Below are 20,662 nucleotides of genomic sequence, written 5' to 3'. Positions count from 1 at the left end.
GTGCACGTTAGGGACCAAAGTCCCGGCGTGCGGCACCTGCACCGAACCCCTCGTATCACTGAGGTCGCGTCAACCCCCTTGTCCTCCAGGGTAGTTGCCGGAAATCGGGTATTTTCCCTCGATACCCGGCCGGAGAATTCGCATTTCGGGATTCGAGCGCGATCGTGCGATCGTGGCCAACCGGTGAAGCTCCGCTGCCGAACCGGCACGTACCGAGGGGATGGGGAATCCATGGCGCGACTGACCGCCCACACACGCCGCATCGTGATGGCCGCAGCAACGGCCGTGGTCCTGACGGGCGGCGTGGCCGCCGCGGTGTTCCTCGGCAGCGACACCTCCGCCAACGGCCCGGGCCCCGCGCTCGCCCACTCCTCCGCGACCGGCAAGTCCGACGACAAGCCCGGCCATGCGAGCGGCAAGCCGGGGTCCTCGGCATCCGGCGACGACAGCGCGCCGGACGGCTCGGACGGCTCCGCCGACGCCACCGGCCCCGCCGCGCCGCCCGGCGCCGCCGGGATATCCGAAGTGATCGACCACGAGACCGAGAGCGGCGGCAAGTCCGTCTCGATCACCATCGACGACGGGCCCAGCCCGGTCTGGACCCCGAAGATCCTCGCCGTCCTCAAGCAGTACGACGTCAAGGCGACCTTCTGCATGATCGGCCCGCAGGCCAAGGCCAACCCCGGCATGGTCAAGCAGATCGTCGCGGCCGGCCACCGGCTCTGCGACCACACGGTCAGCCACGACGAGGCCATGAACAAGAAGCCCGTCGCCTACCAGAGCTCCGAGGTCCTCGACGCCCAGAAGATGATCGAGGACGCCGCCGACGGCGCCAAGGTGCAGTACTTCCGCGCCCCCGGCGGTGCCTTCACGCCGGACAACCGGCGCATCGCCGCCTCCCACGGGATGCGCCCGCTGGGCTGGAACGTCGACACCAAGGACTGGAAGCAGCCCGGCACCGCGACGATCGTGAAGACGGTGAAGCAGGAGCTCAAGAACGGCCCGATCGTGCTCTTCCACGACGGCGGCGGCGACCGCGCCCAGACGGTCGCGGCCCTGAAGGAAGTGCTGCCCTGGCTGGCGCAGCAGGGCTACGTGTTCAGCTTCCCCGCCATCTGACGTACTCGCAACTGACGGTCCGTCATATCCCGGGCGTGGCCGCCCACATCGAACGCGCACGGCGGCTCCGCCCGGCAGGGTCACGATTCGTGCGACGGCCCGGCAGTCGATAAGGTGCCTGGTCACGACCGCACCCCGTTCGATTCCACGGGCCGGTCAGGGCTCTGCCGCAGTGCGTGGCACCTCCACGGCTGCTGTGCCGAACCCTGTCCGCCCGGGCCCTGGAACACGGGGGCGATCTTTCACGGCGGGGCAGTCGGGCCCCGGCCGACGGGGTGAGGAGAAACAGTGGCACAGGTCATCGCCGAGGTCTCACGGACGTTCAACGAGTTTCTGCTGCTGCCGAACCGGACCCGGACGGACTGCTCGCCCGCGACGGTCGACCTGCGCACGCCCCTGGTGCGGCACCTCGTCGGCGAGCCGTCGGCGATCGAACTGGGCTCCCCGTTCACGTCCGCGATCATGCAGGCCGTCAGCACCCCGGACCTCGCGATCGCGCTGGCACGCAACGGCGGCCTGAGCTTCCTGCACCACAACCAGTCGATCCAGGACCAGGCCGCGGCCGTCCGCCAGGTGAAGAACTTCAAGGCCGGGTTCGTCACCAGCGACACCAACGTCCGCCCGGACGACACCCTGAGCCACCTGGTCGCCGTCATGCGGCGCACCGGGCACAGCACCGCCGCGGTCACCGACGACGGCACCGCCACTGGCCGCCTGCTCGGCCTGGTGACCTCCCGCGACTTCCACCCCCAGCGCCACGACCTCGACGGGCCGGTGGCCGGCCGGATGACCGCCGTCGCCGACCTGGCCCACGCCGGGGCCGACACCACGCTCTCCGAGGCCAACGCGCGGCTGTGGGACCAGCGCCTCGACTGCCTCCCCGTGCTCGGCGCCGAGGGCCACCTGCAGTACCTGGTGTTCCGCTCCGACTACGCGGACAACAAGCGCTTCCCGAACCAGGCCGTGGACGCCGCCAAGCGCCTGCGCGTGGGCGCGGGCGTCAACACCCACGACTACCAGGAGCGCGTCCCTGCCCTGCTGGAGGTGGGCGCCGACGCCCTGTGCTTCGACTCGTCCGACGGCTACAGCGACTGGCAGGCACAGGCGCTGAGCTGGGTGAAGAAGCACTACCCGGAGATCCCGGTCGGCGGCGGCAACGTGGTCGACGGGGAGGCGTTCACCTTCCTCGCCGAGGCCGGCGCGGACTTCGTCAAGGTCGGCGTGGGCGGCGGCTCCATCTGCATCACCCGCGACCAGAAGGGCATCGGGCGCGGCCAGGCCAGCGCCGTCCTGGACGTCGCCGCGGCCAGGGACGCCTTCCGCGAGCGCACCGGCGAGTACGTGCCGATCTGCTCCGACGGCGGCCTGGTGCACGACTACCACGTGGCCCTGGCCCTCGCGATGGGAGCCGACTTCGTCATGATGGGCCGTTACTTCGCCCGCTTCGACCAAGCCGCCGGCGCGAAGCTCCCCACCCGGGACGGCTTCGTGAAGGAGTACTGGGGCGAGGGCTCGAACCGGGCCCGCAACTGGCAGCGCTACGGCCAGGGCGGCCAGGGCCTGATCTTCGAAGAGGGCGTCGACGGCTACGTCCCGTACGCGGGCGACCTCAACGAAGGCCTCGCCACCACCATCGCCAAGCTCAAGACCACGATGGTCTCCTGCGGCTCCGTCACGCTGACGGAGTTCCAGTCCACGGCCCGGCTGACCCTGGTCTCCGACCAGAGCTTCCAGGAGAGCCATGCGAACGTCGTCCTGCGGGACGCCCCGGCGACCATCGCCTGACGGGCCCCGCCCACAGCCGGCCGGAGGGGAATGGCGTACAGCCGGAACCACTCCTCTCCGGCCCGTAGTCCGCCACTGCCGTTCGCCACTCACCTTCGCCGCTCGGGAGACGAGGCCCCATGAATGCGCCACCATCGCCGCCCGGAGCGCAGCGCACCGACGGATCTGCCGTCCGGATCGGCGCTCTCGTTCCGCTGACCCGGCCCGGCTGGGCCGAGGCGGGTCAACACCTGCTCGCCGGGCTGGAGTTGGGCGTTCGCGAAGTCAATGACGGCGGCGGGATCGGTGGACGACCGTTTGAGCTGGTGGTCCGGGACACCGCGGCCGATCCGGAGAAGGCCGCGGCAGCCGTGGACGAACTGGCCCGGCTGGGCGTGGCCGCGTTGGCGGGGGAGTACCACAGCGTGGTCGCCCGCGCCGCTGCTGCCCGGGCCGACGCCCTCGGCCTGCCGTTCCTCTGCTCGTCAGCGGTCCTCGACGCGCTCACCGACCGGCCGACGGACCAGGTCGCGCGCCTCGCCCCGGCGCAGTCCCACGGCTGGCGGCTCTACGCGGACTTCCTCCTCGGCGCAGGCCACCGCCGCATAGCCGTGGCGACCCAGCCGAGCGTGTACTGGGCCTCCGGGACCGGCATCCTGCGGGACCACCTCGCTCCACACGGCGCCACCGTCGTCGAACTCGACGCGAACGCACTCACCCCCACCGCGCTGTGCGACGCACTCGTCGACAGCGGCGCGACGGCCCTCCTCCTTCTGGTCGGGCACCCGGACCCGGCCGTGCCGATCGTCAAGGCCGTACGTCAGGCCCGGCGCCTCGCCGGGCTCCTGGTCGGCGCTCCGGCCGGGCAGCCGGAGTTCGCCTCATGGGCGGCGCTCCTCGGTGCCGACGGCGCCGCGATCCCGTTCCTGCGCTACCTGCCCGAGCGCCTCGGCCCGCTCGGCGCACGCGTCGAGACGGTGCTGCGCGAGCGGCTTGCCGAAGCGCCCTCCTTCGTCGCCTTCGAGGGCTACGACGCGATCACCGTCCTCGCCGACGTGCTCCGCTCCGAGGGCGCGGACCGGGCGCGCATCGCCGCATCCTGGCCGCATGTCGCGGTCGAAGGCACCCGCGGGAAGATCCGGTTCTCCCGGACGCCGGGCATCAGCGTGTGGCAGTGGGCCTGGACGCCGGTCCAGGTCGTCGACCGGGACCCGGCGAAACCCGATCGCTTCCGGGTCCTCCACACCGGCTGAGAAGGCGCTCTTCAACGGCACCGAGGGTCAGCCGCCGCCCATCCCGCCCTGCGCGGCGACCAGCGTGGTCCCGAGGCCGCGCACGGTCCTGCCCAGGGCGGGTGCGAGCGCGTCGAGCCGGCCGGTCAGCGCGTCGAGGCGGTCCTTGCGGGCGCGGGCGTCCGCACGCGACACGACGTGCCGCACCCCGCCCGCCGAGGCGAGCGCCAGGACAACGGCGTCGTACGGCTCGACCGGCCCCTCTCCGCGCAGCAGCTCGGTGAGCCCCGCCTGGAGCGCGCGTACGCCCGCCGCGTCCCGCACCGTCACCTCGCGCCGCGCGGCGCGGGCGAAGACGGGCCGCTCCTCCACCCTGATCACGCCGAGGGCGGTGAGCCGGTCCTCGACCGAGCCCAGGGTCTCCCGGCGATCGGCGCGGACCCACGCCTTCCAGGTGCGCCGGTGCGCCCCGATGCGGTCCAGCGCGTGATCGAGCACCGGGTCGCCGGTGCGGCCGGAATCCGCGACCGTCACCTCGCCCGCCGAGTCGGCGATACGGCCCAGTGAGGCCAGTTCGGCGAGGACCGCGACGCGGAGCAGGAAGCGGGTCCGGGTGCGGTCGTACAGGGCTCCGGCGGCGGTGTCGTAGGCCGCGAGATACATCCGGCCGTACAGGGTGTGCGTCATGCGACCGACGCTACGGATTCCGCGGCGCGCGCGGATCCACCCGGCGGATGGATCCGCACTGGGCCCGCGGGATGAGTGCGCGGCCGGCTCAGCCCGCGGGATGAGGGAGCGGGTCAGCCGCGGCGCGGCTCGACGAGCCCGTGGTCGTAGGCGGCGACCACCGCCTGCACCCGGTCGCGCAGCCGCAACTTGCGCAGCACGGCCGACACATGGGTCTTGACCGTCGCCTCCGACAGGTGAAGCCGGCCGGCGATCTCGGTGTTGGACAGCGCCTGACCGATCAAGGTGAGCACTTCGAGCTCGCGCGGCGAAAGCTCGGCCAGCGCGGCCGGGGCCGGGCGCGTGGCGGGTGCGGTGTGCGCGAAGCGGTCGAGCATGCGGCGGGTCACGGTCGGCGCGAGGAGCGCTTCCCCGCGCGCGACCACCCGGACCGCCTCGGCGAGCTCGGCGGGCCGGATGTCCTTGAGGAGAAAGCCGCTGGCCCCGGCCCGCAGCGCCGTCACCACTTGCTCGTCGAGGTCGAAGGTCGTGACGACGAGGACCCGGGCCGCACTGCCCGACGCGACGATCGCCCGCGTCGCGTCGATGCCGTCCATCACGGGCATCCGTACGTCCATCAGGACGACGTCCGGCCTCAGCTCCCCGACCAGGCGGACCGCGTGCTGCCCGTCCGCCGCCTCGCCGACCACTTCGAGATCGTCCCGGGCGTCGATGATCAGGCGGAACCCGCCGCGCACCAGCGCCTGGTCGTCGGCCACCACCACCCGAATCGTCACGAGCCGAACCTTATCGGCAGCACCGCCCGCACCTCGAAACCTCCCTCCGGCCCGGATCCCGCCTCCAGGGTGCCGCCGAGCAGCGAGGCCCGTTCGCGCATCCCCGCGAGGCCCCGCCCCGAACCGGCGGAGCGCCAACTCCGCTTGCCAGGGCGGCCGTTGTCGCTCACCTCGATGCGCACCGCCTCTTCGTCGCGGTACACCGACACCCGCACCAGGCTGGCCCCCGCGTGCCGCAGCGTGTTGGTCAACGCCTCCTGCACGATCCGGTACCCCGCGAGGTCCACGGCGGACGGCGGCGAGATCGCCCGGCCCTCCTCGTACAGCTCGACGGCGAGCCCGGCGGCCCGCGCGTTTGCGGTCAGCTCGCCGAGGTCCCCGAGCCCGCGCGGCGGACGCCGCCCGTCGTCGCCGTCCTCGCCGGACTCCGTACGCAGCAGGAGCCGCAGCTCCCCGAGCGCGGAGCGCCCCGCGCCCTCGATGGCCCGCAGCGCCTGCCTCGCCTGCTCCGGGTTCGCGGTGAACACGTCCTCGGCGGCGCTCGCCTGGATCACCATCACCGACACGGTGTGAGCCACCACGTCGTGCACCTCGCGGGCGATCCTGGCCCGCTCCTCGGCCACCGCCCGCCGCGTCTCGGCGGCCAGCCGGTCCTGCTGTGCCCGGCGCCACTGCCCCGCCGTCCAGGCCAGCGTCACGGCGAGTACGTGGCTGACGAGGACCAGCGTGCTGCCGCCCGCATAGGCGAGCGGGGCGAGCGCGAGCATCCCGAGCAGCCACCACCGAGAGACCCGCACCGGCCGCAGCGCCGAAAGCACGCACAGGGCGAGCTGCGCCCCGAGCAGCGCGCCCGTCAGGCTCAGCGCCGGGAACAGCAGCCACATCCCAGCCCCGAGCAGCGCGCTCAGGGCAAGCACGGCGCCGGGCCGGCCCACCACCCACCACAGGGCCACGGCCTGCGCCGCGGCGAGGGCGAGCGCGAGCGCGGGCCGCCAAGCGGCACCGGCCGCCAGGCAGGTGGGCACCGCCACCCCGAGCACCAGCACGGCCGAGCCCGCCCGCAGCGCCCTGACCGCCCGGGCCGAGGGAGAGGTGCCGCTGCTGTCCGGACCGCGCATGTGACCCACGCCGCGACGCTACCAACCGCCAGTCACTTCGCAGGCGTACGCGAGCGGGCCATCCGGGCCGCGACGGTGCGCGGCACGTGACGCACGGCGAAGGCGTACGCCTTGTACTGGAGCCCCGTGATGCTGACCGGACGCCTGCGGCGCAGGTCCTTCAGGGCCTGTTCCACGACCTTCTCGGCATCCAGCCAGGCCCACTCGGGAAGCGAGCTGACATCCATGCCGGCCCGCTTCTGGAACTCCGTACGCGTGAAACCGGGCACCAGCGCGAGGACGCGGACGCCGTGCGGAGCGAGGTCGACGCGCAGGGATTCGCTGAACGCGGTCAGCCACGCCTTGGCGGCGCCGTACGTGCCGGTCGGCAGCAGGCCCGCCACCGAGGAGACGTTCAGGACGACGCCCCGCTTGCGCGCGGTCATCCTCGGCACGGCCGCGTGCGTGAGCCGCAGCGGGGCCCGCACAAGGAGATCGAGCATCCGCTCCTCGTCGTCGACGGGGCTGTGCGGGAACGGCGCGGGAAGGCCGGATCCCGCGTTGTTGACCAGCACGTCCACCGGATCCTCGGCCGCGGCGAGCCGCTTCTCCACCAGGCGGCACTGCGCCGGATCGACCAGATCCGCGGCCAGCGTCTCGACCCGCACGCCGTACCGGGACCGCAGCTCATCGGCCGTCTTGCGCAACCGCTCCTCGTCCCGGGCGACCAGGACGAGCGCGCACCCGAACCCCGCGAAGCGGTGCGTGAAGGCGGCGCCGATGCCCGAGGTCGCACCGGTGATCAGAACAGTGGTCATGGTGGCTCTCATTTCTCCGGGGGCCAGGGGGCGCGGGACCTGTCCGCGCACCGCCCCAGTGTTCGCGCACTCCGCCGAAGATCAAGTGCGAGGGCCCATAACTGGCCACTTCGGACACTCTGTTGAGGCGGACGTCAGGGTCGGGGAACCTGAATATTTGTCGCCGCGGCCACGGAAATTTACGCAAAGTGCGGCGAGGCTTCCTGGCGGCGCGCGCAAAATAGTAGTATTTGCCGTGCCGTCTTCCAGGATCCGTGCTACTGTTGATCCCAGTTGCAGTTGTGGTTCCCAAAGACTTCAAGTGCCTTGATGGTTTTATGCCGTCAGGCACTTTTGTATTTCCGGTGCTTTTTCCGGACGGGGCAATCATCGCGGTAACGACGGGGTCAGCACAGTGCGGACCCCCGGGCATTGCCCCGAAGGAGATATGACATGGCTACTGGCACCGTGAAGTGGTTCAACGCGGAAAAGGGCTTCGGCTTCATCGAGCAGGAGGGTGGCGGCCCGGACGTCTTCGCCCACTACTCGAACATCGCCTCCTCTGGCTTCCGTGAGCTTCAGGAAGGCCAGAAGGTGAACTTCGACGTCACGCAGGGCCAGAAGGGCCCGCAGGCCGAGAACATCACGCCTGCCTGACGCTGAAGCGTTTTCTGCACGCGGCTGGGGCTCGCACCTTGGGGTGCGGGCCCCAGCCCGTTGCTGTTCCACCGGGCCCGCCGCCACCTCGTGACGGCATTTTCACGGCCCGCGGGACACCGGGCGCCGCCCGGCCGTCCCGCCACGCAGCGGACGAACCACCACGGCCACGGCCGGGGTGCGCATCTGCCCGCTGTCCTGATCCGGCCCGCCCGCCTTCCCAGGCGGCGGTTGCCCGGCATTCCGACAACGGGCGGGGAATTTCCGCGTCCTCGTGCGGCCGGATCAGAATTCGACTTCTGTTTTCGGCTCGTTCTTGCGATGTCCCGGCCGCTCCATTCGGCCGGGCTCCCTCGATACGTGCCATATCGAGGAAGGTTCTCCTTGAACCGTTCAGCTCGCACGAACGACCGCTACTCCGCCGCCCGTAAGAGCGGCGCCGACCGCGGGGCCCGCTTTCGGCCCCAGGGGCAGAACCGCTCCGGCGGCGGCCGCAGGCCCGCCGCACCGCAGGGCGAGTTCGCCCTCCCCGTCACCATCACCCCGGCCCTGCCGCCGGTCGCGAACTTCGGCGACCTGGACATGCCCGCCGAGGTCCTCGACGTGCTGACCGGCCTGGGTGTGACCGAGCCGTTCCCGATCCAGGGCGCCACCCTGCCGAACTCGCTCGCGGGCCGCGACGTCCTGGGCCGCGGCCGCACCGGCTCCGGCAAGACCCTCGCCTTCGGCCTCGCCCTGCTGGTGCGCACCGCCGGGCGCCGCGCCGACTCCAAGAAGCCCCTCGCCCTGATCCTGGTGCCCACGCGCGAGCTGGCCCAGCAGGTCACCGACGCGCTCACCCCGTACGCCCGCGCGCTGCGGCTGCGGATGGCCACCGTCGTCGGCGGCATGTCGATCGGCCGCCAGGCCGGCGCGCTGCGCTCCGGCGCCGAGGTCGTCGTGGCCACGCCGGGCCGGCTCAAGGACCTCATCGAGCGCCGCGACTGCCGCCTGGACCAGGTGGCCATCACCGTCCTGGACGAGGCCGACCAGATGGCCGACATGGGCTTCATGCCGCAGGTCACCGAGCTCCTCGACCAGGTGCGCCCGGACGGCCAGCGGATGCTGTTCTCGGCCACCCTGGACCGCAACGTCGACCTCTTGGTCCGCAAGTACCTGCACGACCCGGTGGTCCACTCCGTCGACCCGTCGGCCGGCGCGGTCACCACGATGGAGCACCACGTGCTGCACGTGCAGAGCGCCGACAAGTACGCCACGACCACCGAGATCGCGGCCCGCGACGGCCGGGTGATCATGTTCCTGGACACCAAGCACGCCGTCGACCAGCTCACCAAGCACCTGCTCCAGAGCGGCGTGCGGGCGGCCGCGCTGCACGGCGGCAAGTCCCAGCCGCAGCGCACCCGCACCCTGGCCCAGTTCAAGACCGGTGCCGTGTCCGTCCTGGTCGCGACCAACGTCGCGGCGCGCGGCATCCACGTCGACAACCTCGACCTCGTGGTCAACGTCGACCCGCCGACCGACCACAAGGACTACCTGCACCGCGGCGGCCGCACCGCCCGCGCCGGCGAGTCCGGCAGCGTCGTCACCCTCGTCATGCCCAACCAGCGCCGCGAGATGAGCCGCCTGATGATGGCCGCCGGGATCACCCCGACGATCACCCAGGTCCGCTCCGGCGAGGCGGAGCTGAGCCGCATCACCGGCGCCCAGGCCCCCTCCGGAATCCCGGTCACCCCCGCGGCGGCCCCGGCGGAGCGCCCCAAGCAGCGCGGCCAGGCCCCGTTCCGCGGCCGCGGCACCGCCCGCGGTCAGGCCGGCGGCGGCCGTACGGGCACCTCGCGCCGCGCGGGCGAGACCCGCGAGATGGCCGAGGCCCGCAAGGCCGCCCGGGTCCGGCGCGCAGCCTGACCCCCAGGGGGTGGCCGGCCCGCACCGGTCACCCCAGGCCCGGCACCGTCGACACCACCAGGTCGATGAGCTTGATGCCGACGAACGGCAGCACGAGCCCGCCGAGCCCGTACACCGCCAGGTTGCGGCGCAGCAGGTCGTGCGCCGAGGCCGGGGTGTAGCGCACGCCGCGCAGCGCGAGCGGGATAAGCGCCACGATGATCAGCGCGTTGAAGATGATCGCCGAGGTGATCGCGGACGTCGGGCTGTGCAGGCCCATGACGTTCAGCGCGCCGATCCCCGGATAGGCCGAGGCGAACATCGCCGGGATGATCGCGAAGTACTTCGCCACGTCGTTCGTGATCGAGAACGTGGTCAACGCGCCCCGGGTGATGAGGAGTTGCTTGCCGATCTCGACGATCTCGATGAGCTTCGTCGGGTTGGAGTCGAGGTCCACCATGTTCCCGGCCTCCTTCGCGGCCGAGGTCCCCGTGTTCATCGCCACGCCCACGTCGGCCTGAGCGAGCGCGGGCGCGTCGTTGGTCCCGTCGCCCGTCATCGCGACCAGCTTGCCGCCCTCCTGCTCCTTCTTGATCAGGGCGAGCTTGTCCTCGGGGGTGGCCTCGGCGAGGAAGTCGTCCACCCCGGCCTCCTGGGCGATGGCCCGGGCCGTCAGCGGGTTGTCCCCGGTGATCATGACCGTACGGATGCCCATGCGGCGCAGCTCCGAGAAGCGTTCCGCGATGCCGTCCTTGACGACGTCCTTGAGGTGGATCACGCCGAGGACGCGGGGCCCGTTCCAGTCGTGCACGCCGACGAGCAGCGGGGTGCCTCCCGAGGCGGCGATGGAATCCGCGAACCACCTTGCCTGGTCCGGGACTTGACCCCCGTACATCGCCACCCACTCGATCACCTGGGCGGCCGCGCCCTTGCGGATGTGGGACACGGCGCCGTTCTCCCAGCGCAGGTCCACCCCGCTCATCCGGGTCTGCGCGCTGAACTCCACGAAGCGGGCGCCGCGCAGATCGCCCTCGGCCGGCTCGCGCAGCCCGTACCGCTCCTTGGCGAGCACCACCACCGAGCGGCCCTCGGGCGTCTCGTCCGCGAGCGAGGCCAGCTGGGCGGCGTCCGCGAGATGCGTCTCCTTGACCCCGGGCATCGGCACGAACGCCGAGGCCTCCCGGTTGCCCAGCGTGATCGTGCCCGTCTTGTCGAGCAGCAGCGTGTTGATGTCGCCCGCCGCCTCGACGGCCCGCCCGGACATGGCGAGCACGTTGCGCTGTACAAGCCGGTCCATGCCCGCGATGCCGATCGCGGAGAGCAGCGCCCCGATGGTCGTCGGGATCAGCGTCACGAGCAGCGCCACCAGGACGGTGGTGGACTGCGCGGCGTTCGCGTACTCGGCCATCGGCTGGAGCGTCACCACGACCAGCAGGAAGATGATGGTGAGCGCCGCGAGCAGGATGTTCAGCGCTATCTCGTTCGGCGTCTTCTGCCGGGCCGCGCCCTCCACCAGCGCGATCATCCGGTCCAGGAAGGAGTGCCCTGGCCGTGAGGTGACGCGTACGACGATCCGGTCCGAGAGGACGGTCGTGCCGCCGGTGACGCCCGAGCGGTCACCGCCCGACTCGCGGATCACGGGCGCCGACTCGCCCGTCACCGCCGACTCATCGACCGCCGCGACCCCGTCGACCACATCGCCGTCCGCCGGGATCAGCTCGCCCGCCTCGACCAGGACGAAGTCGAACGGCTTGAGATCGGTGGCCGCGACGGCCTCGGTCCTGGCGTGGTCCAGATCCGTGCCCACCCGCCAGTTGTCGCGAAGGCGCAGCGCGACGGTGTCCGTACGGGCCCGGCGCAGCGACTCGGCCTGCGCCTTGCCCCGGCCTTCGGCGACGGCCTCCGCGAGGTTGGCGAAGCTCACTGTGAGCCACAGCCAGACGCCGATCACCCACGTGAAGACGGACGGGTGGATGAGCGCGGACAGCGTGGTCAGCGCCGCCCCGATGGCCACCACGAACAGCACCGGCGTCCGCACCAGGTCCCGCGGATGCAGCTTGCGCAGCGCGTCGGGAAACGCCTTGAGGAGCTGTACGGGTTCGAAGAGTCCGGCGGATCGCCGGCCGTCCCGGTGGGTGGGCCGGGGCGACCGCGGGCCCGGGGGATTTCTGGGTGGCGGGCCGCTGGGGGCCGGGACGGTCGGGGCCTGCTGGGGGGCGGCGGGAGACATCAACGACCTTCTGGTGGGTCCGGCGGTCCGGACGGGGTTCGGACACGGCCTGTGATCGGGCGAATCGAAATCTAGGTCATCGCCGGAGCCCAACTCGCCCGGTTCCGCGGGTATTTACGGCTCTCTGACAGCGCGGTCCACCGATGTCAAAGCCGCGACAATACGGCCGAATCACCCTCGTGCGTGGAGTCGGCGGTCTCCGGGGGTCAGGGGCGTATGAGACCCGTCAAGGAGTCGCAGCGGGCCGTAAGAGGGGCGTCAACGGAGGCCGAAAGCGCTCGGTGAGGGGGTTTCCTCGGGATGTCCGTTCTTTCTCGAACCTCTCTCAGGAGTTCACGATGGCCGACGTGGCCTTCGTCGTCACCACGATCGCGGTCTTCGCGCTGGTGGCGCTCATCGCCAAGGGGGTGGCAAAGCTGTGACTGCCGAGAACATCGTCGGTCTGATCGTGGCCGTCGCCCTCCTGGGTTACCTCGTCCTCGCCCTTGTGTCCCCGGAGAGGTTCTGAGCCCCGCTATGTCTCCTGTCCTTTCCGGTGTGCTCCAGTTCCTCGCGCTCGCGGTGGCGCTGGTACTGGCCTACCGTCCGCTCGGCGACTACATGGCCCGGGTCTACTCCTCGGACAAGCACCTGCGTGTCGAGAAGTGGATCTACAAGGCCATCGGCGCCAACCCGTCCACCGAGATGCGCTGGCCCGCCTATCTGCGCGGCGTCCTCGCCTTTTCCGCGGTGAGCGTCCTCTTCCTCTACCTGATGCAGCGCCTGCAGGGTTCGCTGCCCGGCTCGCTCGGGTTCGTGTCGATCCCGGCCGATCAGGCGTTCAACACGGCGGCCTCCTTCGTGTCGAACACGAACTGGCAGTCGTACTCGGGCGAGCAGGCGATGGGCCATGTCGTGCAGACGGGCGGCCTGGCGGTGCAGAACTTCCTGTCCGCCTCCGTCGGCATCGCCGTCGCCGTCGCGCTGGTCCGCGGGTTTGCCCGCTCGCGCACCGGTGAGCTGGGCAACTTCTGGTCGGACCTGGTGCGCGGCACGGTCCGTATCCTGCTGCCCATCTCGGTGATCGGCGCGATCGTCCTGGTCGCCTGCGGCGCCATCCAGAACTTCTCCGGTATTCACGAGGTCGGCCAGTTCATGGGCGGCTCGCAGCAGTGGAACGGCGGCGCGGTCGCCTCGCAGGAGGCGATCAAGGAGCTGGGCACGAACGGTGGCGGTTACTTCAACGCCAACTCGGCCCACCCCTTCGAGAACCCCAACGGGTTCACCAACCTCTTCGAGATCTTCCTGATCCTGGTCATCCCGTTCGCGCTGACCCGCACGTTCGGCCGGATGGTCGGCTCGGTCAAGCAGGGTTACGCGATCCTTGCCACGATGGTGACGATCTGGGTCGGCTTCACCGCCCTGATGATGTGGACCGAGTTCCACCACGGCGGCCCGGCGTTCAACATCGCCGGCGGTGCCATGGAGGGCAAGGAGAACCGGTTCGGAGTCGGCGGCTCGTCGATCTTCGCGGTCGCCACCACCCTCACCTCGACCGGCGCGGTCGACGCCTTCCACTCCTCGCTCACCGGCTTCGGCGGCGGCATCACCATGCTGGGCATGCAGCTGGGTGAGATCGCGCCGGGTGGTACCGGTTCCGGTCTCTACGGCATGCTGATCATGGCGATCATCGCGGTGTTCATCGCGGGCTTGATGGTGGGGCGTACGCCCGAGTATCTGGGCAAGAAGATCGGCACCCGCGAGATCAAGTTCGCGGCCTGCTACATCCTGGTCACCCCGGCCCTCGTCCTGATCTTCACGGCGATCGCGATGGCGATGCCGTCGACGCTGGATTCGATGACGAACTCGGGCGCGCACGGCTTCTCCGAGGTCCTGTACGCCTACACCTCGGGCGCCAACAACAACGGCTCGGCCTTCGCGGGTCTGAACGCGAACACGCCGTGGTTCAACACCAGCATCGGCCTGGCCATGCTGCTCGGCCGGTTCGTCCCGATGGTGTTCGTGCTTGCGCTCGCGGGCTCGCTCGCCGAGCAGAAGCCGATCCCGGAGACGGCGGGCACCCTGCGCACCAACAAGCCGCTGTTCACCGGCCTGCTGGTCGGCACCGTGATGATCGTCGCGGGTCTGACCTACTTCCCGGCGCTGGCGCTCGGCCCGCTCGCGGAGGGGCTGGCGTCATGACCACCGACACGAAGAAGTCTGAGGAGCCCGGCTCCATGTCCACCGCAACACCCACGCGCGCTCCCCACAGCGACCTCCCCAGCGGGCACAAGCCCGAGGCCGGGCGGGTCGGGGGCGGCATGTTCGACCCCAAGGCGCTGGTCAAGTCCTTCCCGGACGCGGTCAGGAAGCTCAACCCGAAGACGATGATCAAGTCTCCGGTCATGTTCGTGGTGGAGATCGGCTCGGTCCTGACGACCGTCCTGGCGATCAAGACTCCGGGGGACTGGTTCGGCTGGGCGATCGCCGCGTGGCTGTGGCTGACCACGATCTTCGCGAACCTGGCGGAGGCCGTCGCCGAGGGCCGCGGCAAGGCGCAGGCGGACACCTTGCGCAAGGCCAAGACCGACACCATCGCCCGCCGTCTCAACGGCAGCACCGAGGAGCAGGTCCCCGGTACCGAGTTGAAGATCGGTGACCTGGTGGTCTGTGAGGCGGGCGACATCATCCCCGGCGACGGTGACGTCGTCGAGGGTGTTGCGTCGGTGGACGAGTCGGCGATCACGGGCGAGTCCGCTCCGGTCATCCGCGAGTCCGGTGGTGACCGCAGCGCGGTCACCGGTGGCACGAAGGTGCTCTCCGACCGCGTCGTCATCAAGATCACGACGAAGCCGGGCGAGACCTTCATCGACCGGATGATCAACCTGGTCGAGGGCGCCTCCCGGCAGAAGACCCCGAACGAGATCGCCCTCAACATCCTGTTGGCGTCCCTCACGATCGTCTTCCTGCTCGCGGTCGTCACCCTCCAGCCCTTCGCGATGTACGCGAAGGCCGAGCAGTCCATGATCGTGCTGGCCGCGCTGCTGGTCTGCCTGATCCCGACGACCATCGGCGCGCTGCTCTCCGCGATCGGCATCGCGGGCATGGACCGCCTGGTGCAGAGGAACGTCCTCGCGATGTCGGGCCGCGCGGTGGAAGCCGCCGGTGACGTGTCGACGCTGCTGCTCGACAAGACCGGCACCATCACCCTGGGCAACCGCCAGGCCTCCGAGTTCGTGCCGGTGCGCGGGACCACTGAAGCGGAACTGGCGGACGCTGCCCAGCTTTCCTCGCTGGCCGACGAGACGCCCGAGGGCCGCTCGATCGTGGTCCTCGCGAAGGAGAAGTACGGGCTCCGCGAGCGCCACCAGGGCGAACTCGTGGATGCCGAATGGGTCGCGTTCACCGCGCAGACCCGTATGTCCGGTGTGGACGTGGACGGGCGCAAGACCCGTAAGGGTGCGGCCGGTTCGGTCATCACCTGGGTCAAGGAGCAGGGCGGCCAGGTCGCCGAGGACGCCGACACCCTCGCCAACACCATCTCCGAGGCGGGCGGTACGCCGCTGCTCGTGGCCGTCCAGGACGACAAGGGCGCACGTGTCCTGGGTGTCATCCACCTCAAGGATGTCGTCAAGGAGGGCATGAGGGAGCGGTTCGACGAGCTGCGCCGGATGGGCATCAAGACGGTCATGATCACGGGTGACAACCCGCTGACCGCGAAGGCGATCGCCGAAGAGGCGGGCGTGGACGACTTCCTCGCGGAAGCCACGCCCGAGGACAAGATGGCGCTCATCAAGCGGGAGCAGGCCGGCGGCAAGCTGGTCGCGATGACCGGTGACGGCACCAACGACGCGCCCGCTCTCGCGCAGGCCGATGTGGGTGTCGCGATGAACACGGGTACGTCGGCCGCGAAGGAGGCCGGCAACATGGTCGACCTCGACTCGAACCCGACGAAGCTGATCGAGATCGTCGAGATCGGCAAGCAGCTCCTCATCACCCGGGGCGCGTTGACGACGTTCTCGATCGCCAACGACGTGGCGAAGTACTTCGCGATCATCCCGGCGATGTTCGCGGTGGTCTACCCGGGCCTGGACAAGCTCAACATCATGAGTCTGCACAGCCCCGAGTCGGCGATCCTGTCCGCGGTCATCTTCAACGCGCTGATCATCATCGCGCTCGTACCGCTGGCCCTGAAGGGCGTGCAGTACAAGCCGACCAGCGCCGACAAGATGCTGCGGCGCAACCTCGGCATCTACGGCCTGGGCGGTCTGATCGCCCCGTTCATCGGCATCAAGATCATTGACCTGCTCATCTCCCTCATCCCCGGGCTGCGTTGAAATGAAAGAGTGCTGATCGGCAATGAACAACTCTGTTGGAAACACAGCCCGGTTGCTCGGTGCGGGCCTGCGCGCACTCCTGGTTCTGACCCTCGTGTGCGGCGTGATCTACCCGCTGGTGGTGACCGGCATCGCGCAGGTGGCCTTCAGTAACAAGGCCAATGGGTCCGAGATCAAGTCGGGCGGCAAGGTGGTCGGTTCGGAGCTCATCGGGCAGACGTACAACCTGCCGAAGAAGGACCCGAACAACGCCGACGAGCAGGCGCAGCCGGACCTGAAGTGGTTCCAGCCCCGCCCCTCCAACGGGCTCGGCGCGAACACCCTCAACACCCAGTACCAGCTGATCATTTCCGGTGCGACCAACCTCTCCGGCGACAACGAGAAGCTGATCAAGCAGGTCAAGGACGCCAAGGACGCGGTCGTCAAGGACAACTCGACCGCCGACTACAAGGTCAACCCGGCCGACGTGCCCGCCGACGCGGTCACCTCCTCCGGCTCGGGCCTCGACCCGCAGATCTCCCCGGCGTACGCCAGGATCCAGGTGCACCGGGTCGCCGAGCAGAACCACCTCGACGTCAAGCAGGTGGAGAAGCTCGTCAGCGAGAACACCGACGGCCGGATCCTCGGCTTCATCGGCGAGCCCGGCGTCAACGTCCTCAAGCTCAACATCGCACTCAAGGAACTCACGCAGAAGTGAGCCACTTACGACGGCGGGCGGGAGCCCCGGCCTCGGAGGACCTCCGGGCCCCGGCTCCCGCACCGCCGGGCAGTCGTAGGAATTCCGCGCACAACAGGAAGGCGGCACGCCGATGACCCGGGTGCTGGTGGTGGAGGACGAACCACAGCTCGTACGGGCTCTTGAGATCAACCTGAAGGCGCGAAAATACGAAGTGGACTCGGCGACGGACGGCGCCACCGCCCTCCAACTGGCCGCCGTGCAGCCCCCGGACGCGGTCCTGCTCGACCTTGGGCTGCCCGACATGGACGGCATCGAGGTGATGCGCCGGCTGCGCAGCTGGTGCCGGGCGCCGATCCTGGTGGTCTCCGCGCGCAACACCTCCGACGAGAAGGTCGAGGCCCTCGACTCGGGCGCGGACGACTACATCACCAAGCCGTTCAGCATGGACGAGCTCCTGGCCCGGCTGCGGGTCGCGACCCGCAGGGTCGAACCCGCCACGAAGGGCGCCGACGGGGGAGTCGTCACCACCAAAGCCTTCACGCTCGACCTCCTCGCCAAGAAGGCGAAGCGCGGTGGGAACGACGTGCGGCTCACCCCGACCGAGTGGCACCTCCTGGAAGTCCTGATCCGCAACCGCGGCCGGCTGGTCAGCCAGCGCCAGTTGCTGCAGGAGGTGTGGGGGCCCAGCTACCGTACGCAGAGCAACTATCTCCGCGTATACATGGCCCAGTTGAGGCGCAAACTCGAAGCGGACCCCTCGCATCCGCGGTACCTCATCACGGCACCGGGCATGGGCTACCGCTTCGAGGTCTGAGCACCGCCCGTGCTCGTCACCCGTCCCTCGTACACAGAGATCGGAACCATGGCACGCGGCAAGCTTCGGATCTACCTCGGCGCTGCGCCGGGCGTCGGCAAGACGTACGCGATGCTGTCCGAGGCGCACCGGCGGGTGGAGCGCGGCACGGACTGCGTGGTCGCGCTGGTCGAGCACCACAGCAGGCCGCGTACGGAGGTGATGCTGCACGGCCTCGAACAGCTTCCCCGGCGTGAACTGGCCTACCGGGGCTCGCAGTTCACCGAGATGGACGTGGACGCGGTCCTGGAGCGGCGGCCCGCCGTGGCCCTCGTCGACGAGCTGGCCCACACCAACATCCCGGGTTCGCGCAACGCCAAACGCTGGCAGGACGTCGAGGAGCTGCTCGACGCGGGCATCGACGTGGTGTCCACCGTCAACATCCAGCACCTGGAATCCCTGGGCGACGTCGTCGAGTCGATAACGGGGGTACGCCAGCGGGAGACCGTGCCGGACGAGGTGGTGCGCCGGGCCGACCAGGTCGAGCTCGTCGACATGTCGCCCCAGGCGCTGCGCCGTCGCATGGCGCACGGCAACATCTACAAGCCGGACAAGGTGGATGCGGCCCGCTCCAACTTCTTCCGGCTCGGAAACCTCACCGCGCTACGGGAGTTGGCGCTGCTGTGGGTCGCCGACCGGGTCGACGAATACCTCCAGGAGTACCGCAGCGAGCACAGCGTCTCGAAGATCTGGGGCTCGCGCGAGCGCATCGTCGTCGGCCTGACCGGCGGACCGGAGGGCCGCACCCTCATCCGCCGAGCCGCCCGCCTCGCCGAAAAGGGCGCGGGCGGCGAGGTGTTGGCGGTGTATGTGGCAAGGGGCGACGGCCTGGCCTCCGCCTCACCCAGGGAACTGGCGGTCCAACGCACCCTGGTCGAGGACGTGGGTGGAAGCTTCCACCACGTGGTGGGCGACGACGTTCCTCCGGCCCTGCTCGACTTCGCGCGGGGTGTCAACGCGACGCAGATCGTGCTGGGCACGAGCCGCCGCAGCACGTGGCAGTACGTGTTCGGCCCCGGGGTGGGCGCGATCGTGGCCCGCGACTCGGGCCCCGACCTCGACGTCCACATCGTCACCCACGAGGAGGCCGCACGCGGGCGGGGCCTGCCGGTGGCGCGCGGCGCCCGCCTGGGCCGGGCCCGCTCGATGTGGGGCTGGGCGGCGGCGATAGTCGGCCCGGTACTGCTCACCCTGCTCCTGACCGGCATCGACACGGACCTGGGCCTCGCCAACGAGATGCTGCTTTTCCTGTCGTTGACGGTGGCGGCGGCGCTCCTCGGCGGCCTCCTCCCGGCACTGGCGTCGGCGGCGGTCGGCTCCCTGCTCCTGAACTACTACTTCGCCCCGCCGGTCCACCGCCTGACGATAAGCGACCCCAACAACATCGTCGCGATCGTCATCTTCGGCTCGGTCGCGGTGTCGGTGGCGTCCGTCGTGGACCTGGCGGCCCGCCGCACTCATCAGGCGGCCCGGCTGCGCGCCGAGTCGGAGATCCTCTCCTTCCTGGCGGGCAGCGTGCTGCGGGGCGAGACGAGTCTGGACGCGTTGTTGGAGCGGGTCCGTGAAACGTTCGCGATGGAATCGGTGGCCCTCCTTGAGCGTACGAGCGAGGTCGAGCCGTGGACGTGCTCGGCGAGCGTGGGGCCCCGGCCGGTGGAGCGCCCCGAGGACGCGGACGTGGACATGCCGGTGGGCGACCACATGGCGCTCGCCCTGTCGGGACGCGTACTGCCCGCGGAGGACCGCCGGGTCCTGGGCGCGTTCGCGGCGCAGGCAGCAGTGGTGTTGGACCGCCGCCGCCTGAAGGAAGAGGCCGACCAGGCAAGGCTCTACGCGGAGGGCGACCGCATCCGCACGGCGCTGCTCGCCGCGGTGAGCCACGACCTCCGCACCCCGCTGGCCTCCATCAAGGCGTCGGTCACGTCGCTGCGCTCGGACGACGTGGAGTGGTCCGAGGCGGACGAGGCGGAGCTCCTTGAGGGGATCGAGGCGGGCGCGGACCGCCTCGACCACCTGGTGGGCAACCTGCTCGACATGTCCCGCCTCCAGACCGGCACGGTCACCCCGATCATCCGCGAGACGGACCTCGACGAGGTCGTGCCGATGGCGCTGGGCGGCGTCCCCGAGGACAGCGTCGTACTGGACATCCCCGAGGACCTCCCGATGGTCCGGGCGGACCCGGGCCTCCTGGAGCGCGCGATGGCCAACATCGTGGAGAACGCGGTGAAGTACAGCCCCGAGGGGGAGCGCGTCCTGGTCTCCGCGAGCACGATCGCCGACCGCGTGGAGGTCCGCGTGGTGGACCGGGGCCCCGGCGTCCCGGACGCCGCGAAGGACCGCATCTTCGCCCCGTTCCAACGCTACGGAGACGCCCCACGGGGCGCCGGGGTGGGCCTGGGCCTGGCAGTGGCCCGGGGCTTCGCCGAGGCGATAGGAGGCACACTGGCAGCGGAGGACACCCCGGGCGGGGGCATGACGATGGTACTTACGCTGCGCCCGGCAGCGGGGTACGTGCCGGCCCGGGTGCGGTCGGGGTCGGGGTCGGACGACATGTGAGGGGCGGGCGGTAGA

At 70.5% G+C, this 20,662-nt stretch carries 17 protein-coding genes; 12 read left to right on the top strand and 5 right to left on the bottom strand.

Annotation, left to right across the window (positions count from 1 at the left end; all coding sequences use genetic code 11):
- Window positions 1–231: 231 nt before the first annotated feature.
- The 3 genes from OHA17_RS09255 to OHA17_RS09245 all read left to right on the top strand — a co-directional run bounded on the left by OHA17_RS09255 (window position 232) and on the right by OHA17_RS09245 (window position 4,136).
- On the top strand, window positions 232–1,119 hold the full coding sequence (locus OHA17_RS09255) for a polysaccharide deacetylase family protein (protein ID WP_406505718.1): 888 nt from the start codon (window positions 232–234) through the stop codon (window positions 1,117–1,119).
- Between the two features lie 288 nt (window positions 1,120–1,407).
- Window positions 1,408–2,904, top strand: coding sequence for an IMP dehydrogenase (locus OHA17_RS09250; RefSeq protein WP_406505716.1), 1,497 nt, complete (start codon window positions 1,408–1,410; stop codon window positions 2,902–2,904).
- Between the two features lie 119 nt (window positions 2,905–3,023).
- Window positions 3,024–4,136 (top strand): ABC transporter substrate-binding protein, encoded by a 1,113-nt coding sequence (locus OHA17_RS09245; RefSeq protein ID WP_406505714.1) that lies wholly within the window; start codon window positions 3,024–3,026, stop codon window positions 4,134–4,136.
- A 27-nt stretch (window positions 4,137–4,163) separates the two neighbouring features.
- Here the strand turns inward: OHA17_RS09245 and OHA17_RS09240 are convergent, their stop codons facing one another.
- The 4 genes from OHA17_RS09240 to OHA17_RS09225 form a co-directional block, all read right to left on the bottom strand.
- Window positions 4,164–4,802, bottom strand: coding sequence for a GPP34 family phosphoprotein (locus OHA17_RS09240; RefSeq protein ID WP_406505712.1), 639 nt, complete (start codon window positions 4,800–4,802; stop codon window positions 4,164–4,166).
- Window positions 4,803–4,915: 113 nt separating this feature from the next.
- Entirely contained in the window at window positions 4,916–5,578 is a 663-nt protein-coding gene (locus OHA17_RS09235) for a response regulator (protein ID WP_406505710.1), read from the bottom strand.
- Window positions 5,575–6,696, bottom strand: coding sequence for a sensor histidine kinase (locus OHA17_RS09230; RefSeq protein ID WP_406510671.1), 1,122 nt, complete (start codon window positions 6,694–6,696; stop codon window positions 5,575–5,577). The genes OHA17_RS09235 and OHA17_RS09230 overlap by 4 nt, the downstream gene beginning before the upstream one ends.
- Window positions 6,697–6,728: 32 nt before the next feature.
- A complete protein-coding gene (locus OHA17_RS09225) occupies window positions 6,729–7,493 on the bottom strand; it encodes an SDR family NAD(P)-dependent oxidoreductase (RefSeq protein ID WP_406505708.1) in 765 nt (254 codons plus the stop codon).
- A 432-nt stretch (window positions 7,494–7,925) separates the two neighbouring features.
- On the opposite strand from OHA17_RS09225, the gene OHA17_RS09220 reads away from it, so the two are divergent.
- Window positions 7,926–8,129, top strand: coding sequence for a cold-shock protein (locus OHA17_RS09220; RefSeq protein WP_053726075.1), 204 nt, complete (start codon window positions 7,926–7,928; stop codon window positions 8,127–8,129).
- Window positions 8,130–8,513: 384 nt separating this feature from the next.
- Entirely contained in the window at window positions 8,514–10,034 is a 1,521-nt protein-coding gene (locus OHA17_RS09215; RefSeq protein ID WP_406505706.1) for a DEAD/DEAH box helicase, read from the top strand.
- A gap of 28 nt (window positions 10,035–10,062) precedes the next feature.
- Here the strand turns inward: OHA17_RS09215 and kdpB (OHA17_RS09210) are convergent, their stop codons facing one another.
- Complete coding sequence (gene kdpB / locus OHA17_RS09210) at window positions 10,063–12,243, bottom strand: potassium-transporting ATPase subunit KdpB (RefSeq protein ID WP_406505704.1); 2,181 nt, start codon at window positions 12,241–12,243, stop codon at window positions 10,063–10,065.
- A 281-nt stretch (window positions 12,244–12,524) separates the two neighbouring features.
- Here kdpB (OHA17_RS09210) and OHA17_RS09205 point away from each other — a divergent pair, with 281 nt between their 5' ends.
- The 7 genes from OHA17_RS09205 (at window position 12,525) to OHA17_RS09175 (ending at window position 20,647) form a co-directional block, all read left to right on the top strand.
- The gene (locus OHA17_RS09205) at window positions 12,525–12,665 is read left to right on the top strand and encodes a hypothetical protein (RefSeq protein ID WP_406505702.1); all 141 of its coding nucleotides are present in this window, start codon (window positions 12,525–12,527) and stop codon (window positions 12,663–12,665) included.
- Window positions 12,662–12,751, top strand: a complete 90-nt coding sequence (kdpF, locus tag OHA17_RS09200) for a K(+)-transporting ATPase subunit F (protein ID WP_406505700.1) — start codon at window positions 12,662–12,664, stop codon at window positions 12,749–12,751. Before OHA17_RS09205 ends, kdpF begins: the two co-directional genes overlap by 4 nt.
- 8 nt (window positions 12,752–12,759) lie before the next feature.
- Window positions 12,760–14,424, top strand: coding sequence for a potassium-transporting ATPase subunit KdpA (gene kdpA / locus OHA17_RS09195; RefSeq protein WP_406505698.1), 1,665 nt, complete (start codon window positions 12,760–12,762; stop codon window positions 14,422–14,424).
- On the top strand, window positions 14,421–16,559 hold the full coding sequence (gene kdpB / locus OHA17_RS09190) for a potassium-transporting ATPase subunit KdpB (RefSeq protein ID WP_406505696.1): 2,139 nt from the start codon (window positions 14,421–14,423) through the stop codon (window positions 16,557–16,559). The genes kdpA and kdpB (OHA17_RS09190) overlap by 4 nt, the downstream gene beginning before the upstream one ends.
- 22 nt (window positions 16,560–16,581) lie before the next feature.
- Window positions 16,582–17,256, top strand: coding sequence for a potassium-transporting ATPase subunit C (locus OHA17_RS09185; RefSeq protein WP_406505694.1), 675 nt, complete (start codon window positions 16,582–16,584; stop codon window positions 17,254–17,256).
- A gap of 112 nt (window positions 17,257–17,368) precedes the next feature.
- Window positions 17,369–18,052 (top strand): response regulator, encoded by a 684-nt coding sequence (locus OHA17_RS09180; RefSeq protein WP_398877313.1) that lies wholly within the window; start codon window positions 17,369–17,371, stop codon window positions 18,050–18,052.
- A 48-nt stretch (window positions 18,053–18,100) separates the two neighbouring features.
- Window positions 18,101–20,647, top strand: coding sequence for an ATP-binding protein (locus OHA17_RS09175; RefSeq protein ID WP_406505692.1), 2,547 nt, complete (start codon window positions 18,101–18,103; stop codon window positions 20,645–20,647).
- Window positions 20,648–20,662: the final 15 nt, after the last annotated feature.

Source organism: Streptomyces sp. NBC_00212, assembly GCF_045206365.1.
Classification (GTDB): Bacteria; Actinomycetota; Actinomycetes; order Streptomycetales; family Streptomycetaceae; genus Streptomyces.
The sequence above is the reverse complement of the archived record's forward strand: the minus strand, read 5'-3'. Positions and strand labels throughout refer to the sequence as shown.

Bases quoted from the DNA above. Each gene is read 5' to 3' on its own strand.
- kdpB (WP_406505704.1), bottom strand. From the start codon at position 12,243: ATGTCTCCCGCCGCCCCCCAGCAGGCCCCGACCGTCCCGGCCCCCAGC.
- OHA17_RS09230 (WP_406510671.1), bottom strand. From the start codon at position 6,696: ATGCGCGGTCCGGACAGCAGCGGCACCTCTCCCTCGGCCCGGGCGGTC.
- OHA17_RS09225 (WP_406505708.1), bottom strand. From the start codon at position 7,493: ATGACCACTGTTCTGATCACCGGTGCGACCTCGGGCATCGGCGCCGCC.
- OHA17_RS09240 (WP_406505712.1), bottom strand. From the start codon at position 4,802: ATGACGCACACCCTGTACGGCCGGATGTATCTCGCGGCCTACGACACC.
- OHA17_RS09255 (WP_406505718.1), top strand. From the start codon at position 232: ATGGCGCGACTGACCGCCCACACACGCCGCATCGTGATGGCCGCAGCA.
- OHA17_RS09185 (WP_406505694.1), top strand. From the start codon at position 16,582: ATGAACAACTCTGTTGGAAACACAGCCCGGTTGCTCGGTGCGGGCCTG.
- OHA17_RS09245 (WP_406505714.1), top strand. From the start codon at position 3,024: ATGAATGCGCCACCATCGCCGCCCGGAGCGCAGCGCACCGACGGATCT.
- OHA17_RS09220 (WP_053726075.1), top strand. From the start codon at position 7,926: ATGGCTACTGGCACCGTGAAGTGGTTCAACGCGGAAAAGGGCTTCGGC.
- kdpA (WP_406505698.1), top strand. From the start codon at position 12,760: ATGTCTCCTGTCCTTTCCGGTGTGCTCCAGTTCCTCGCGCTCGCGGTG.
- OHA17_RS09180 (WP_398877313.1), top strand. From the start codon at position 17,369: ATGACCCGGGTGCTGGTGGTGGAGGACGAACCACAGCTCGTACGGGCT.
- OHA17_RS09175 (WP_406505692.1), top strand. From the start codon at position 18,101: ATGGCACGCGGCAAGCTTCGGATCTACCTCGGCGCTGCGCCGGGCGTC.
- kdpB (WP_406505696.1), top strand. From the start codon at position 14,421: ATGACCACCGACACGAAGAAGTCTGAGGAGCCCGGCTCCATGTCCACC.